This is a genomic window from Gulosibacter macacae (genome assembly GCF_003865375.1).
GTDB lineage: Bacteria > Actinomycetota > Actinomycetes > Actinomycetales > Microbacteriaceae > Gulosibacter > Gulosibacter macacae.
On record NZ_RQVS01000003.1, the window covers coordinates 206,734 to 221,260 of the forward strand.

Here is a 14,527-nt window from a genome sequence, read left to right on the forward strand (position 1 = left end):
ACAGTTTCTCGACGTCTGAATTTCTAAGCGTCCGAGGCGGCGACACGGCGTCGGCTCGGATTTGACCCCACGCAACCACCACCACCGTGCGGGGCGCGGAACCACCGGGGTTCCGCGCCCTCGGTGTGCGTTCACGCCCTCGCGAACCGGCCTAGAATGGCGGAATGACCACTCTCGACGAACTGCCCATCCGCGATGACCTTCGCGGGCAGCGCCCCTACGGTGCGCCGCAGGAAAATGTCCGGGTCTCGATCAATGTCAACGAGAACCCATTCGATGTTCCCGAGGCAGTCGTTGACCATGTGATGAAGTCGATTCGAGAGGTCCTCCCGGGACTCAACCGCTACCCCGACCGTGAGTTTGTGCAGCTCCGCGAAAAGCTCGCGGATTACCTCGGACACGGCGTCGAGGCATCCCAGATTTGGGCAGCCAACGGTTCGAACGAGGTGCTTCAGCACCTGCTCCAGGCATTCGCTGGCCCCGGCCGCAAGGTCATGGGCTTCGGTCCTACGTACTCGATGTACCCGTTGCTCTCAGCCGGCGTCGGCAGCGAGTGGATCGCGGTCGAACGCGATGCTGACTACGAGCTCTCGCCCGAAACGGCGGCACGCGAGGTTGCAGCTCACCGCCCAGATGTGCTCATCCTCTGCTCGCCCAACAACCCCACTGGCACGCCCGTCGATCTCGACACCATCAAGGCCGCCTACGAGGCAACCGACGGTGTCGTCATCGTCGATGAGGCCTATGGCGAGTTCAAGCCCGACGGCGTGCCCTCGGCGCTTGAGCTGCTACCGGGCCGTCCGCGGCTCATCGTGAGCCGCACCATGTCGAAGGCATTCGCCTATGCGGGTGCGCGTTTGGGCTACTTTGCCGCTGACCCCGCCGTCGTCGATGCGGTTCGCCTCGTGCGCCTGCCGTATCACCTCTCTGCGATCACGCAGGCCGCGGCAATCGGTGCGCTCGAATGCGCCGACATCATGCTCGGCGAGGTTGACCGCATCCGTGTGCAGCGCGACCGCCTCGTGCGCGAGATCGCCGCGCTCGGCTACCGCGTCTACCGCACTGAAGCGAACTTCGTCATGTTCGGCGGGGTGAGTGACCCGAACGAAATGTTCGAGGAGTTCTACCGCCGCTCCATCCTCATCCGCGACAATGGTCTGCCCGGATGCCTGCGGGTGACCGCCGGAACTGAAGACGAGACCAGCGCCTTCCTCGACGCACTCGAAGAGATCACTCGCACCCGACCCGAGCTGCGCGCCACCGCGCCGGCCGAGGCCTAGGAGAATCACCACCATGACCGGAAATCGCATCGCTACCGCCAGCCGCGAGACGAGCGAATCGAAGATCGACCTCACGATCAACCTCGACGGCACCGGACGCAGCGACATTGACACCGGAGTCCCGTTCTACGATCACATGCTCACCGCGTTTGCAAAGCACTCGCTGAGTGACCTCACGATCAAGGCCGTCGGCGACGTGCACATCGACGAGCACCACACCATCGAAGACACGGCGATTGTGCTCGGCCAGGCGATCCGCGAGGCGCTCGGCGACAAGCGCGGTATTGCGCGCTACGGTGACGCGCTCGTGCCGCTTGATGAGGCGCTCGCGCAGTGTGTAGTCGACATTTCGGGACGCCCCTTCCTCGTGCACTCGGGGGAGCCGGCCGGGTTCGAGTTCCACCGCATTGGCGGACACTTCACCGGGTCGATGGTGCGCCACGCGTTCGAGGCGATCACCTTCCACGCGGGCCTCACCGTGCACATTCGTGTGCTCGAAGGCCGCGACCCGCACCACATTGCTGAGGCGGAGTTCAAGGCGTTCGCACGTGCGTTCCGCGCTGCGAAGCGCTTCGATGCTGAGGTCGACGGTGTGCCGTCCACGAAGGGTGCCCTGTGAGCCGACCAGACGTCGTCGTGCTCGACTATGAGTCGGGCAATGTGCATTCCGCAGTCAAGGCGCTTGAAGCCGCTGGCGCGCGGGTAGAACTCACTGCCGACACCGAGCGCGCGGTCAACGCCGACGGTCTGCTGGTTCCTGGCGTGGGGAGCTTCGGCGCGGTCATGACCGCGCTCGAGGCAGCCCAGGGCCCGCGCATCATCGATCGCCGCCTTGCCGGTGGCCGACCGGTGCTCGGTATTTGTGTCGGGATGCAGGTGATGTTCGGCCGCGGACTCGAAGGTCTCGAGCCGACGACGCCTCAGCTCGCAAGTGTCGACGAGCCCCGCCGTGCCCACGCAAAGAACGCGGATGAGTTCTGGTGGGATGAACTCGAAGCGTCGGTTGACGACGGTATTGCTGGCCTCGACCAGTGGCCGGGCACAGTGCGTCGCCTGCGCGCCGAAATCTTGCCGCATATGGGTTGGAACACGGTCGACGTGGCTGAAGGATCGACGCTCTTCAAGGGTGTGGAAGAGGAACGCTTCTACTTCGTGCACAGCTTCGGTGCCACCGAGATCAACCTTGACGAAGAAATTCCCTACGCCGAGCCGATTCGGAAGACCTATTCGACCTACGGCGAGCGCTTCCTTGCCGCGGTCGAAAACGGTCCGCTCACGGCCACGCAATTCCACCCCGAGAAGTCGGGCGAGGCGGGCATTCAGCTGCTACGAAACTGGGTCGACTCGCTCCGCTAGACGCACGGCTCGCTCGAGCACCAAACCCTCCCCAGTAGCGACCCGCTAGGCTGATCGGTGGTGCGCATCCCGCACCCGCTACGTCATCGCCGGTCTCGGCGAACCGCTTTCGCGCAGCAGCGCATCACCGCGCAGCCCGCAAACCAGAAGGAAACCGTTGTGAGCGAATTCAACACCTCGCCTACCCTCACCCTTTTCCCCGCTGTCGACATCGCCGACGGCAAGGCCGTTCGGCTTGTCCAGGGCGAAGCGGATAGCGCGACCTCGTACGGGGACCCGGTTGACGCGGCCTCGGATTGGGCCGAGCAGGGTGCCGAGTGGATTCACCTCGTCGACCTCGACGCCGCCTTTGGCCGTGGTGAGAACCGCGCCGTCATTCGCCGCGTCATTCGTGCGATGAAGGGCCGCGTGCAGGTCGAACTCTCGGGCGGCATCCGCGATGACGAGTCGCTTGAGCGCGCCGTCGAAATGGGCGTCAAGCGCATCAACCTCGGCACCGCGGCCCTCGAGAACCCCGAGTGGGCAGCTGCCGCCATCAGCCACTACGGCGAACTCATCGCCGTCGGCCTCGACGTGCGCGGCACGACCCTCGCGGCTCGTGGCTGGACCCGCGACGGCGGTGACCTCTGGACGGTACTCGACCGCCTCGAGGCAGCAAGCTGTGCCCGATACGTCGTCACCGACGTCACCAAGGACGGCACGCTCAAGGGCCCGAACCTTGAGCTCCTCAAGGCAATCATGGAACGCACTGACCGCCCGGTCATCGCCTCGGGTGGTGTCGCCAACCTCGACGACATCGCCGCCCTGCGCGAGCTCGTGCCGCTCGGCCTCGAAGGCGCGATCGTTGGCAAGGCGCTCTACGCCGGGGCCTTCACGCTTCGTGAAGCGCTCGACGTCGCCGGCGACTAGTCGTAACAATGGTCGAGATTCCACCGCACCTCCACGGCCATCTCACTGATTCCGCCGGTCAGCCCTGGGCTGGCCGCACCTTCAGCGATAACCCGTGGCAGGACGACGATGGCTCGGCGCCCGAATCGCTCCTCACCGCGCTGGCAGCTTTCCACGCCGGTGAAGCGCCGAGCAGTGCAGTTATTGACGCCCTGCGCGAGGTGCGGCTGCTCGTGCCTCTCGTCGCCGAACTTGGCGAAGCGGGCACGAACGAGCAGGGGATGACCGTCGACAAGTCGGCCGACCTCTCCATCGTGACGGTGGCCGGTCCCGATGGACGCGGCATCGTGCCGGTGTTTTCATCGACCGCTGCCATGCAACGCTGGGATGCGCAGGCCCGGCCGGTACCGGTCGACGCCCGCCGCGCGGCACTCGCGACGGTTGAGGAACAGACTGACCTGCTCATCCTCGACCCCGGCAGTGACACGGAGTTTGTCGTGCGCCGTCCGGCAGTCTGGGCGATTGCCCAGGGCGACCCATACCTCGAACCATGGCGCGATCAGGTCGTGCTCGATAGCGCGACAGCCCTCCTCGACGTCGACCCGCGCATCCAAGGCATCGATCTGCGACCCGGCGACCCGCAAGCCCGCTTTGCCGGCCCGGAACTCGAAATTGTCGCGCTCATTGCCGACGAACTGGATGCGCCGGCGCGTCAAGAGCTACTCGCCAGCATCAGCAAACGCATTTCGAGCAACGCTGAACTCGTCACCCGCATCGACTCGCTCGCCCTCGCAATTGAGCAGATTGCAGCTGGGGGAGGGTCAACCCCCGGTACCACTCCCGGTCAGCCGGTCGATTCCGGCGAATCCACGGGGAGGCGGGGTTTCTGGCGGCGCAACCGTCGGTAGGCTCATGGAATGCGCCACGCTGACCCCGCAGATACCACCCAGGTAGCGACGCCTCAGGCCGAAGTCGAAGTACCCAAAATGCAGCCCGCCGATCTCGCGCGGGGCATGACCCGGGCCGAGGTCGATCACAGTCGTGCGGAGTTCGGCACCAATGAGTTGCCCTCGGCAACGAGCCGCTCGATGTGGGCGATTCTGCGGGCGAACGTCTTCACGCTGTTCAACCTGATCGTGCTCGCCTGCTTCACCCTCCTCGCCTTCCTCGGTCGGTGGCAGGATGCAATCTTCGGCTTCTCGGCTATCGCCAACTCGATCATCGGTGTCTGGCAGGAGTCGTCAGCGAAGCGGCAACTCGACAACCTCATGGTGCTGCACGCGCCGCTTGCGCGCGTACTGCGCGAGGGCGAAGTCGAAGAGATCGCCCGCGAAGACCTCGTGCTCGGTGATGTCATCCAGGTACGGGCGGGCGACCAGGTGCCCGCCGATGCGCGAGTGCTCAGTGCGGCCGGTCTGCAGGTCGACGAGTCGCTCCTCACCGGTGAAGAGGATGCGGTTGATAAGGCCACCGGCGCACCGCTACTTTCGGGAGCCATCGTCGTTGCCGGTCACGGCGCCGCGCTCGTCGTGCGCGTTGGCGCCGACTCGTTTGCCGCCAAGCTCACCGCCGAGGCCAAGCGTTTCTCGCTCGTCAACTCGGAGATTCGCAACGGCCTCAACAAGGTGCTGCGCATCGTCGCGTTCTTGCTCTTGCCGGTCATGCTCATTGCGGTCAATGGCCAGATGAACGCCTTTGGTGGCTGGGGTGTCGCGCTCGGGAATGATGCCTGGCGCGATGCTGCGGTCGGCGCAGTTGCGGCCGCGATCGCGATGGTGCCGCTCGGGCTCCTCCTCATGACCTCGGTGGCGTTTGCTGCTGGGGCGCTCAAGCTCGGTCGTCGCAAGGTGCTCGTTCAGGAACTCCACGCGGTTGAGGGCCTTGCGCGCGTCGACATGCTCTGCTTCGACAAGACCGGCACGCTTACCGAGGGTGGCGTGGCCTATTGGGACACGCATCCGACCGCAGACCCGCAACCAGGCTGGGACGAGGCGCTCGCTGCGATCGCCGCCGATGATGGCGCGAATGACTCGGCTGCCTGCCTCGCCGAGGCCTACCCGGCAACGCTCGCGGCGCGCATCAGCGAGCAGATTCCGTTCTCGTCGCAGCGCAAGTGGTCGGCCATTAGCGTCGCCGCAGGCACCGCGACCGGCACCTGGATCTTCGGTGCACCCGACATCATTCTGCAGCGCGGCAAGGATGACGAGCTGCTTGAGCGCGTCAACGAACTCAGCAATGAGGGCCGCCGCGTGATCGCGATGTGCTACTCGCCGACAGTGCTGGATGCAGCGGCGGCGAAGTCGGAGCAGCTGCCGAGCGACCGCATCGGCACGCTCGCCGTGTCGTTGCGCGAGCGCATCCGCACCGACGCCGCCGACACCGTTCGCTACTTCCGCGAAGAGGGCGTCGACCTCCGAGTGATCTCTGGCGACGACCCGCGCACGGTCGCCGCAGTGGCTCGCGAAGTGGGCCTCATTGAGGCTGATGACGATGGCTTCGACGCGCGCACGCTTCCCGAAGACCCGGAGGCGCTTGCCGAGGTGCTCGAGCACGAGCGTGTATTTGGTCGGGTCACCCCGACGCAGAAGAAGGCCATGGTGCAGGCGCTGCAATCGCGCGGACACGTCGTCGCCATGACTGGCGACGGGGTGAACGATGTGCTCGCGCTCAAGGAGGCTGACCTCGGCATCGCCATGGGCCACGGCTCAGCGGCTGCCCGCGCGGTATCGCGGCTCACGTTGCTCGACAACCAGTTCCAGGCGATGCCCGATGTCGTGCGTGAGGGGCGACAGGCGATTGCCAATGTCGAGCGCGTCTCGATGCTCTACCTCTCCAAGACCGCCTACGCGATTCTTTTCGCCGTCATCTTTGGGGCGCTCCTCTGGCAGTACCCGTTCCTGCCGCGCCAGATGTCGATCCTCGACGGCTTCACGATCGGTTGGCCGGCCTTCGTGCTCGCCCTCCTGCCGAATAATCGCCGCTATGTGACCGGGTTCTTCCGTCGCGCGGTGTCATTCGCCGTGCCCGCTGGCGTCATCGTCGCCCTCGGCATTGTGTCGGTGGCGATCGTTGGCCGCCTCACCGCGGCGACGATTCAGGAGCAGCAGACGGCGGCATCCTTTGTGCTCGCGATTCTTGGTCTCTGGATCTTGAGCCTCGTCTGCCGACCATTCGCGCCCGTGCTCATTGCAGTACTCATCGGTGCGATCACGGTGTTCTTCCTCACGCTCATCGTGCCGTTCGCGCGCTGGTTCCTCGAGTACACCTGGCCGACCACCGAGCTCTGGTGGACGATCGGCATTGCCGGTGTCGTTGGCGTGATTCTGCTTGAGATTCACGGCCGGATGCACGCCCGTCGCACCGGGCGCGAGCTCGCCGACTCGAGCGCGCGCACACAAGAGCGGCGCCAACGCATCGCTGCGCGGCGCCGCAAGTAGGGGCGTGAGGGGCCTCGATACGGCCTGCGGCCTACTCGACCACCCAATAGTCTGGTTGGTCGAGTAGCGAAGCGTATCGAGACCCTCCGCCGCCAGGCCTAACCGAAGACTGGGCCGGTGAACTCTTCGCCAGGGCCCTTCCCAATCGCATCCGGGATGGTCGATGCCTCGCGGAACGCAAGCTGCAGCGAGCGCAAACCATCGCGTAGCGGACGCGCGTGATGGTCGCCAAGGTAGGGGAGTGACCCCTGCAGGAGCCCCGCCAGCGCCGAGATCACCTTGCGTGCCTCGTCGAGGTCGGTGGTCTCATCGCCCTCTTCGGCAAGGCCGAGATGCACGGCTGCCGAGCTCATGAGGTGGATGGCCACCGTGGCGATCAGCTCAACTGCCGGCACCTCAGCGATGTCACGCGTCTCATCAGCGACATCGTCAAAGCCAATTCCGGCGGTCGCAGCTGCGTCCTCGGCGGGGATACTCGAATCTGACAAGGTGTTCCTTCCAGTGATGAAGTCTGTTATTCTGGACGACGGTGTCTGCACCGCAACTTGCTGTGCGGACTCTAAGACAAGAGGATTCGTCCCACCCGCGTCTACCGCTCAAGGTTACCGGGTACGCCACCTCCTCCCGCCGGTCACCGATTGGCAAGAGAGATCCTGACAACTTTGGTTGTCACATGGATGCCGGGTGGTAGCCGCGTGCGCAGCGACTTCGGTCGCGCCGGGTGGGGAGAATCTGTGTTCCTCACCGGTGGAGCAATTCACACGCGAGCAAAGGAGTAATCCATCAGCGAACCCCGCACCAACGACCGCATCCGCGCCAATGAAGTTCGACTCGTCGGACCGAGCGGAGAACAGGTCGGTGTCGTCAAGCTCGAGATGGCTCTGCGTCTCGCGCAAGAGGCCGACCTCGACCTCGTCGAGGTTTCACCGAACAGCCGTCCGCCCGTGGCCAAGATCATGGACTACGGCAAGTTCAAGTACGAGGCCGCTCAGAAGGCTAAGGAAGCACGCCGTAACCAGGCGAACACGGTCCTCAAGGAGGTCCGCTTCCGCCTGAAGATCGATGAGCACGACTACGACACCAAGCTCAAGCGCGCAATTAGCTTCCTTGAGTCGGGTGACAAGGTGAAGGCAATGATCCAGTTCCGCGGCCGCGAGCAGTCGCGTCCCGAAATGGGTCTCAAGCTCCTTCAGAAGTTCGCTGAGGATGTCGTCGACTACGGCTCCGCAGAAAACCGTCCGAAGCTCGATGGCCGCAACATGGTCATGATCGTGGCGCCGGTAAAGAACAAGTCTGAGGCGAAGGCCGAACAGAACGCCCGACGCACCCAGCAAAAAGAAGCGGCTCGCGCAGCGAAGCACGCTGATCACGAGGCTCCGTCGACCCCCGACGTCGCCGATCAGGCAGAATCCAAGGAGAACTGATGCCGAAGCAGAAGACCCACTCGGGCACGAAGAAGCGCTTCAAGCTCACCGGTACCGGCAAGGTCATGAAGCAGCAGGCTGGCATGCGCCACAACCTCGAGGTGAAGGCACCCGGCCGCAAGGCTCGCCTGAACCAGGACCAGGTCCTCGCACCGCAGGACGCCAAGGTCATCAAGAAGCTGCTGGGCAAGTAAGCCCGCCCGAAACACCACAAGAATTTAGGAGAACACTGCAATGGCACGTGTGAAGCGGGCAGTCAACGCCCACAAGAAGCGTCGCGTAATCCTCGAACGCGCCTCGGGTTACCGTGGCCAGCGCTCGCGCCTTTACCGCAAGGCGAAGGAGCAGGTCACCCACTCGTTCGTGTACAACTACGCGCACCGCAAGGACCGCAAGGGTGACTTCCGTCGCCTGTGGATCCAGCGCATCAACGCTGCGTCGCGTGCGAACGGCCTCACCTACAACCGGTTCATCCAGGGCCTGCGCCTTGCCGGTATTGAGGTTGACCGCCGCATCCTCGCCGAGCTCGCCGTGAACGAGCCCGCCGTGTTCGCCGCCATCGTCGAGTCGGCCAAGGCCGCGCTGCCCGAGAACACCTCGGCACCGAAGGTTGCTGCGTAGTCCACACGACTACTTCGACCGGCCGAGCTGCGCAATCGCGTGCTCGGCCGGTCGCGCCTTTCCCTCATTCGCCACTGCATCCATTTGAACCCGGCAGGAGCCAGCCATGATCGAATCCGTCCGCAACCTCAAGGTGCGCGAAGTGCGCAAGCTTGCACAGAAGGCCGAGCGCACTGAGCGTGGACTATTCGTGCTGGAGGGGCCTCAGGCCGTGCGTGAAGCGCTCGCGGCGCGTCCGGAGCTCATCACCGAGCTCTACGCAACACCGACTGCGATCGAGCGTCACAGTGAATTGCGCGAGCTTGCCGAACGTGCCGAGGTTGACCTCGTGTGGGCGACCGAAGAGGTCGTGGATGCAATGTGCGACACTCGCAATCCGCAGGGCGTTGTCGCTGTGGCGAAGCAATTTCCCACCGCGCTCAAGCGTCTGTTCGATGAGGGCCCGAAGCTCGTTGCCATTCTCGAAGAGGTGCGCGACCCTGGCAACCTCGGCACGATTATCCGTGTTGCCGACTCGGCAGGCGCGGATGCGGTGATTATCACTGGCCGCAGTGTCGACCTCTACAACCCCAAGGTCGTGCGTTCCACCACCGGCTCGATTTTCCACATCCCGGTGGCCATCGACGTTGAGTTCGATGAGGCGGCCGCGCGTGCTCGCGATGCCGGACTGCGTCTGGTCGCCGCGGATGTACGCGGCGACGACCTGCTCACGGCTCGTGAAGCTGGTGAACTCGAACAGCCAACGGCGTGGGTGTTTGGCAACGAAGCTCGCGGTCTCGAAGCGAGCGTTGTCGCGCAGTGCGATGCTTCGCTGCGCGTGCCAATTTACGGTGCTGCAGAATCTATGAATCTTGCCACCGCCGCAAGTGTGTGTCTCTACGAATCTGCGTTCGCTCAGCGCCGTTGAGTTGTGGGAATCACTGCAATCTCATTACGAGCTTGTAAACCTTGCGGTGACAACGGTTCTCACAGCTAGGTGCCCGCTACGGTTGCGGGCATGCAATCCGACAATGTCGCCGGAAATGATGATCCCCTCGTCGTAGTCAGTGGTGTGAACAAGTGGTACGGCGAACACCACGTGCTCAAAGACATCAACACCACCGTTGCTCGGGGTGAGGTCGTCGTCGTGATCGGGCCCTCAGGTTCGGGTAAATCGACGCTCTGTCGCGCGATCAATCGACTCGAGACGGTACAAGAGGGCGAGATCTTGATCGACGGGGTCAAGCTCCCTGAGGAGGGTGCCGATCTCGCCAAGCTCCGCAGCGACGTTGGCATGGTGTTCCAGTCGTTCAACCTCTTCGCCCACAAAACGGTGCTTGAGAATGTGACGCTCGCACCCATCAAAGTGCGCAAAATGAAAAAGGCCGACGCCGAAGCGCGAGCAATGAAGCTCCTCCAACGAGTCGGCGTCGAAGCCCACGCACACAAGATGCCCGCGCAGCTTTCGGGTGGTCAGCAACAGCGAGTCGCCATCGCCCGCTCACTGGCGATGGATCCCAAGCTCATCCTGCTTGATGAACCAACCTCGGCGCTTGACCCAGAAATGATCAACGAGGTGCTCGATGTCATGATCGAGCTGGCGCGTGAGGGCATGACGATGATTGTCGTGACTCACGAGATGGGATTCGCCCGCAAGGCGGCCAATCGCGTCATCTTCATGGCCGAAGGCGCAATTGTCGAGGAAGCCGCGCCCGACGAGTTCTTCACCAATCCACGCACCGAACGGGCACAGGAATTCCTTTCCAAGATCTTGCATAACTAGCTCACTCGATACCGAATTCAAATATCCAATCCCTTCACCTGACAAAGGAGTTCCCGTGAAGTTCAAGAAGACGCTCACCGGAGTAGCCATCGCTATGGCTGCTTCTCTCGCACTTGCCGGATGTTCGGATGGCGGCGGTGGCGGATCCGATCCCGAAGTCGCGACGCCCACCTTCGAAGCCGGCACCACGATGGCCGCGCTTGCCGAAAAGGGTTCGATCACTGTCGGCACGAAGTTCGACCAGCCGCTGTTCGGTCTCGCGGATGCATCGGGTAAGCCGACCGGCTTCGATGTCGAGATCGCCAAGATCATCGCGGCCGAACTCGGTATTTCGGCCGACAACATCGTCTGGAAGGAAACGGTCTCGCAGAACCGCGAAGCGTTCATCCAAGACGGCACCGTAGACATCGTGATCGCGACCTACACGATCAACGACAAGCGCAAGGAAGTTGTCGACTTTGCCGGCCCGTACTACGAAGCCGGACAGTCGTTCCTTGTGCCGACCGGAAACCCGAAGAACCTCTCGGCCGATGAAGCAAATGTGGAGTCTTCGCTTGAAGGGATCACCGTTTGCACCGTGACCGGTTCGACTTCTGAGAAGAACATTCGCGAGTTCACCGACAAGGTCATCACCGTCGACAAGTACTCCGACTGCCTCGAGCCGATTCGCACCGGTCAGGCCGACGCCTTGACCACCGACAACGTCATCCTCGCCGGCCTCGTCTCGCAGAACGAGGGCGAGTTCGAGGTCGTTGACGGCACGTTTACCAAGGAGCCCTACGGCATCGGCCTCAAGAAGGGCGATGACGAGTTCCGCACGTTCATCAACGACACGATCGAGAAGGCCGAAGGCGACGGCAGCTGGGAGAAGGCCTGGACCGAGACCGCCGGCACCGTGCTCCCCACGCCGACGCCCCCGGGTGTCGACCGTTACTAACCACTGATGGCACCGGTGGCGCGGGATGCGTCTCGCGCCACCGGTGCCCCAGCCCAGTTCGTCTGCGCTGACCGGTAGACAGCACCAGCGGGGTAGGAAAGCAACAAGATGGAAGCAATTATCGAGAACCTCGGAATGGTTCTCCAAGGATTCGGCACGACGCTCGAACTGCTCGTCGTCGGCGCAATCGGTGCTTCGATCATCGGGATGTTCATTGCGTTCTTGCGCATCTCGCCGATCGGCGCGTTGCGAGCGATCGCAACCACCTACACCGAATTGGTGCGTAACACTCCGCTCACCCTGGTGTTCTTCCTGATCATTGTGGTGCTGCCGGTACTCAACCTCGGAGTCGATTCGAAGCTCGGCGCCTACATCGCATTGGCGGTGTACACCTCGCCATTCGTCGCCGAGGCGTTGCGCTCCGGCATTAACGGTGTGCCGATGGGGCAGGCTGAGGCCGCTCGATCACTCGGACTCAACTTCGGTCAGACCATTTCGCTGGTGATCTTCCCGCAGGCGATCCGCATGGTGGTGCCGCCCCTCATCAACGTGTTCATTGCGCTCACGAAAAACACCTCGGTTGCCTCCGGCTTCGTGGTCGTCGAACTTGTCGCCGTGTCAAAGACACTCGCGAATGCCTACGGCAACCAGGTGATCCCGCTACTCATCGGCATCGCATTGCTCTACCTGGTGGTCACGATTCCCCTTGGACTCATTGCGGCCTACATCGAGCGAAAGGTGGCGGTGCTCCGATGAGCGCATCAGTTCTCTACGACGCCCCGGGTCCCAAGACTCGACAGCGTTCTCGCATCATCTCGGCGGTCGCCACGGCTGTGGTGGTCATCCTGATCGGCTGGTTCATTTTCGCGCTCGGACAGCCGCGAACGACCGCCGCCGGAGCCGAACTCCCCGGACTCTGGGACCCGTCCCGATGGGACATCTTCCTCGAAGGTGAAGTTTGGCAGGGCTTGCTCTGGCGCGGTCTCGTCATGGGGACGCTGCGAGCCGCCGCGGTCGCAGCGGTCCTGGCGGTCATCGTCGGTATCATCTTTGCCCTCGGCCGCATGTCGAAGCATGCGTTCATCCGAGTGCCCACCACCGTCATCCTCGAATTCTTCCGCGGCATGCCGGTGCTGCTCATGATGCTGTTCATCCTGCTCGGCCTCAAGGTCGGCGACTACTGGGCAGTGGTCTGGGCGCTGGCGATTTACAACGGCGCCGTCATCGGTGAGGCGCTTCGTGCCGGCATCGCCTCATTGCCGAAGGGCCAGAGCGAGGCTGCACTTTCACTCGGGATGACCGGGATGCAAACTCGCTTCTTGATCGAGTTTCCGCAGGCCTTCCGGCAAATGCTGCCCATCATCGTGGCGCAGCTCGTGGTGTTGCTCAAAGACACCTCGCTCGCCTACATCGTCGCCTATCCAGAACTACTGCGAGTGTCGTACCAGCTCAAGGATTACTTCGGATCAGGCAAGTACTCGTTCTCGATCTTCTTCGTCACGCTCGCGATCTACCTCTTGGTCAACTTCGCACTCAGCGCATTTGCTCGGCGCCTCGCGCGTAAGAGCGGTCCGCGCGCCGTGGGCGCTACTCGCCGCGGCAATCGACGCGGTGGGGCGGCCCCGACGCCGCCGCGCGGACAAATCGGCACCGACACCTCGCTGCTCTCGATCGGTCAGGCCGAGGGCCTCACGGGTCGCGCTGCCGAGGAGAACCGCCCGTAACCCTCCGGCTTGGGTCGTCGTGCCTTCCGACTAGACTTGACCCTCGTGTCAGACTCGAACTCGACTGAGAACCCCATCACTCCCGAGGCGGTTGGCGCGGCCGAGGATGCCGCGCTCACTGCCATCGCTGAGGCTCCGAACGCGGCAGCGCTGAAGCAAGTGCGCTCCGAGCACCTCGGTGAGGCATCGCCCCTCGCCACGCTCAACGCCCAAATGCGTGCGGTGCCGAAGGAACTGAAGAAGGAAGCCGGCCAGCTCATCGGTGGCGCCCGCGCCCGCGTGAACCAGGCGTTTGCGGCTCGCGAAGCTGAGGTTGCCGCCGCCGAAGAGGCTGCCCGCCTCGAAGAAGAGCGCGTTGATGTGACCGCCGCCGCAGTGCGCGAGCGCTCGGGTGCCCGTCACCCGCTCACCATGCTGCGCGATCGCGTGAGCGACATCTTTGTCGGCATGGGGTGGGAGATCGCCGACGGGCCCGAGCTCGAAAGCGAGTGGTACAACTTCGACGCCCTCAACTTCGATGCCGATCACCCGGCCCGCGCAATGCAGGACACCTTCTTTGTCGAGCCGTCGAACCGCCACCTGGTGATGCGCACGCACACCTCGCCGGTGCAGATGCGCTCGCTGCTCGAGCGCGGTGTGCCGCTTTACGTGCTCGCCCCGGGACGCACCTTCCGCACCGATGAACTCGACGCGACGCACACGCCGGTGTTCATGCAGTTCGAAGGCATCGCCATCGACAAGCACCTCACGATGGCGCACCTGCGCGGTACGCTCGAGCACTTCGCGCGCGCAATGTTCGGGCCGGATGCACGCATCCGCCTGCGCAACAATTACTTCCCCTTCACCGAGCCGAGCGCCGAGATGGATGTTTGGCATCCGAACGCCAAGGGCGGCCCGCGCTGGATCGAGTGGGGCGGCAGCGGCATGGTGCACCCGAACGTGCTTCGTGCGGCGGGCGTTGACCCGGATGTCTACCGTGGGTTCGCCTTCGGTATGGGCATCGAGCGGACCCTCATGTTCCGCAATGACCTCAGTGACATGCACGACATCGTCGAGGGCGATGTGCGCTTCAGCGAGCAGTTCGGAATGGTGATCTAG

16 protein-coding genes are annotated in these 14,527 nt (G+C 63.6%); 15 read left to right on the top strand and 1 reads right to left on the bottom strand.

Features of this window, described 5'->3' with window-relative positions:
* Positions 1-164: 164 nt before the first annotated feature.
* From EG850_RS03645 to EG850_RS03670, 6 genes are all read left to right on the top strand, one after another.
* Entirely contained in the window at positions 165-1,280 is a 1,116-nt protein-coding gene (locus EG850_RS03645; protein WP_124970083.1) for a histidinol-phosphate transaminase, read from the top strand.
* A 13-nt stretch (positions 1,281-1,293) separates the two neighbouring features.
* Positions 1,294-1,899 carry an imidazoleglycerol-phosphate dehydratase HisB gene (gene hisB, locus EG850_RS03650; protein WP_124970086.1) on the top strand — a complete coding sequence of 202 codons (606 nt, stop codon included), beginning with the start codon at positions 1,294-1,296 and terminating at the stop codon, positions 1,897-1,899.
* Positions 1,896-2,636 carry an imidazole glycerol phosphate synthase subunit HisH gene (locus EG850_RS03655; RefSeq protein WP_124970089.1) on the top strand — a complete coding sequence of 247 codons (741 nt, stop codon included), beginning with the start codon at positions 1,896-1,898 and terminating at the stop codon, positions 2,634-2,636. Before hisB ends, EG850_RS03655 begins: the two co-directional genes overlap by 4 nt.
* 159 nt (positions 2,637-2,795) lie before the next feature.
* On the top strand, positions 2,796-3,545 hold the full coding sequence (priA, locus tag EG850_RS03660; RefSeq protein WP_124970092.1) for a bifunctional 1-(5-phosphoribosyl)-5-((5-phosphoribosylamino)methylideneamino)imidazole-4-carboxamide isomerase/phosphoribosylanthranilate isomerase PriA: 750 nt from the start codon (positions 2,796-2,798) through the stop codon (positions 3,543-3,545).
* A gap of 8 nt (positions 3,546-3,553) precedes the next feature.
* Positions 3,554-4,432, top strand: a complete 879-nt coding sequence (locus EG850_RS03665; RefSeq protein ID WP_124970095.1) for an SseB family protein — start codon at positions 3,554-3,556, stop codon at positions 4,430-4,432.
* A 9-nt stretch (positions 4,433-4,441) separates the two neighbouring features.
* Entirely contained in the window at positions 4,442-6,961 is a 2,520-nt protein-coding gene (locus EG850_RS03670) for an HAD-IC family P-type ATPase (protein ID WP_124970098.1), read from the top strand.
* Between the two features lie 98 nt (positions 6,962-7,059).
* Here the strand turns inward: EG850_RS03670 and EG850_RS03675 are convergent, their stop codons facing one another.
* Positions 7,060-7,449: a DUF1844 domain-containing protein gene (locus EG850_RS03675; RefSeq protein WP_407920577.1), complete on the bottom strand. Its 390-nt coding sequence runs from the start codon at positions 7,447-7,449 to the stop codon at positions 7,060-7,062.
* A 294-nt stretch (positions 7,450-7,743) separates the two neighbouring features.
* Here EG850_RS03675 and infC point away from each other — a divergent pair, with 294 nt between their 5' ends.
* From infC to pheS, 9 genes are all read left to right on the top strand, one after another.
* Positions 7,744-8,385, top strand: a complete 642-nt coding sequence (gene infC / locus EG850_RS03680; protein ID WP_124970102.1) for a translation initiation factor IF-3 — start codon at positions 7,744-7,746, stop codon at positions 8,383-8,385.
* Positions 8,385-8,579 carry a 50S ribosomal protein L35 gene (gene rpmI / locus EG850_RS03685; protein ID WP_124970105.1) on the top strand — a complete coding sequence of 65 codons (195 nt, stop codon included), beginning with the start codon at positions 8,385-8,387 and terminating at the stop codon, positions 8,577-8,579. The genes infC and rpmI overlap by 1 nt, the downstream gene beginning before the upstream one ends.
* 40 nt (positions 8,580-8,619) lie before the next feature.
* On the top strand, positions 8,620-9,006 hold the full coding sequence (rplT, locus tag EG850_RS03690) for a 50S ribosomal protein L20 (protein ID WP_124970108.1): 387 nt from the start codon (positions 8,620-8,622) through the stop codon (positions 9,004-9,006).
* 106 nt (positions 9,007-9,112) lie between these two features.
* Positions 9,113-9,913, top strand: a complete 801-nt coding sequence (locus EG850_RS03695) for a TrmH family RNA methyltransferase (RefSeq protein WP_124970111.1) — start codon at positions 9,113-9,115, stop codon at positions 9,911-9,913.
* A gap of 90 nt (positions 9,914-10,003) precedes the next feature.
* On the top strand, positions 10,004-10,768 hold the full coding sequence (locus EG850_RS03700) for an amino acid ABC transporter ATP-binding protein (protein ID WP_124970114.1): 765 nt from the start codon (positions 10,004-10,006) through the stop codon (positions 10,766-10,768).
* Between the two features lie 94 nt (positions 10,769-10,862).
* Positions 10,863-11,705, top strand: a complete 843-nt coding sequence (locus tag EG850_RS03705) for a glutamate ABC transporter substrate-binding protein (RefSeq protein WP_124970199.1) — start codon at positions 10,863-10,865, stop codon at positions 11,703-11,705.
* Positions 11,706-11,813: 108 nt separating this feature from the next.
* Positions 11,814-12,461, top strand: coding sequence for an amino acid ABC transporter permease (locus tag EG850_RS03710; protein WP_124970117.1), 648 nt, complete (start codon positions 11,814-11,816; stop codon positions 12,459-12,461).
* Positions 12,458-13,429 (top strand): amino acid ABC transporter permease, encoded by a 972-nt coding sequence (locus EG850_RS03715; protein ID WP_124970120.1) that lies wholly within the window; start codon positions 12,458-12,460, stop codon positions 13,427-13,429. The genes EG850_RS03710 and EG850_RS03715 overlap by 4 nt, the downstream gene beginning before the upstream one ends.
* 45 nt (positions 13,430-13,474) lie before the next feature.
* Complete coding sequence (gene pheS, locus EG850_RS03720) at positions 13,475-14,527, top strand: phenylalanine--tRNA ligase subunit alpha (protein ID WP_124970122.1); 1,053 nt, start codon at positions 13,475-13,477, stop codon at positions 14,525-14,527.

Bases quoted from the DNA above. Each gene is read 5' to 3' on its own strand.
- EG850_RS03645 (WP_124970083.1), top strand. From the start codon at position 165: ATGACCACTCTCGACGAACTGCCCATCCGCGATGACCTTCGCGGGCAG.
- hisB (WP_124970086.1), top strand. From the start codon at position 1,294: ATGACCGGAAATCGCATCGCTACCGCCAGCCGCGAGACGAGCGAATCG.
- EG850_RS03665 (WP_124970095.1), top strand. From the start codon at position 3,554: ATGGTCGAGATTCCACCGCACCTCCACGGCCATCTCACTGATTCCGCC.
- EG850_RS03670 (WP_124970098.1), top strand. From the start codon at position 4,442: ATGCGCCACGCTGACCCCGCAGATACCACCCAGGTAGCGACGCCTCAG.
- rpmI (WP_124970105.1), top strand. From the start codon at position 8,385: ATGCCGAAGCAGAAGACCCACTCGGGCACGAAGAAGCGCTTCAAGCTC.
- rplT (WP_124970108.1), top strand. From the start codon at position 8,620: ATGGCACGTGTGAAGCGGGCAGTCAACGCCCACAAGAAGCGTCGCGTA.
- EG850_RS03695 (WP_124970111.1), top strand. From the start codon at position 9,113: ATGATCGAATCCGTCCGCAACCTCAAGGTGCGCGAAGTGCGCAAGCTT.
- EG850_RS03700 (WP_124970114.1), top strand. From the start codon at position 10,004: ATGCAATCCGACAATGTCGCCGGAAATGATGATCCCCTCGTCGTAGTC.
- EG850_RS03705 (WP_124970199.1), top strand. From the start codon at position 10,863: ATGGCTGCTTCTCTCGCACTTGCCGGATGTTCGGATGGCGGCGGTGGC.
- EG850_RS03710 (WP_124970117.1), top strand. From the start codon at position 11,814: ATGGAAGCAATTATCGAGAACCTCGGAATGGTTCTCCAAGGATTCGGC.
- EG850_RS03715 (WP_124970120.1), top strand. From the start codon at position 12,458: ATGAGCGCATCAGTTCTCTACGACGCCCCGGGTCCCAAGACTCGACAG.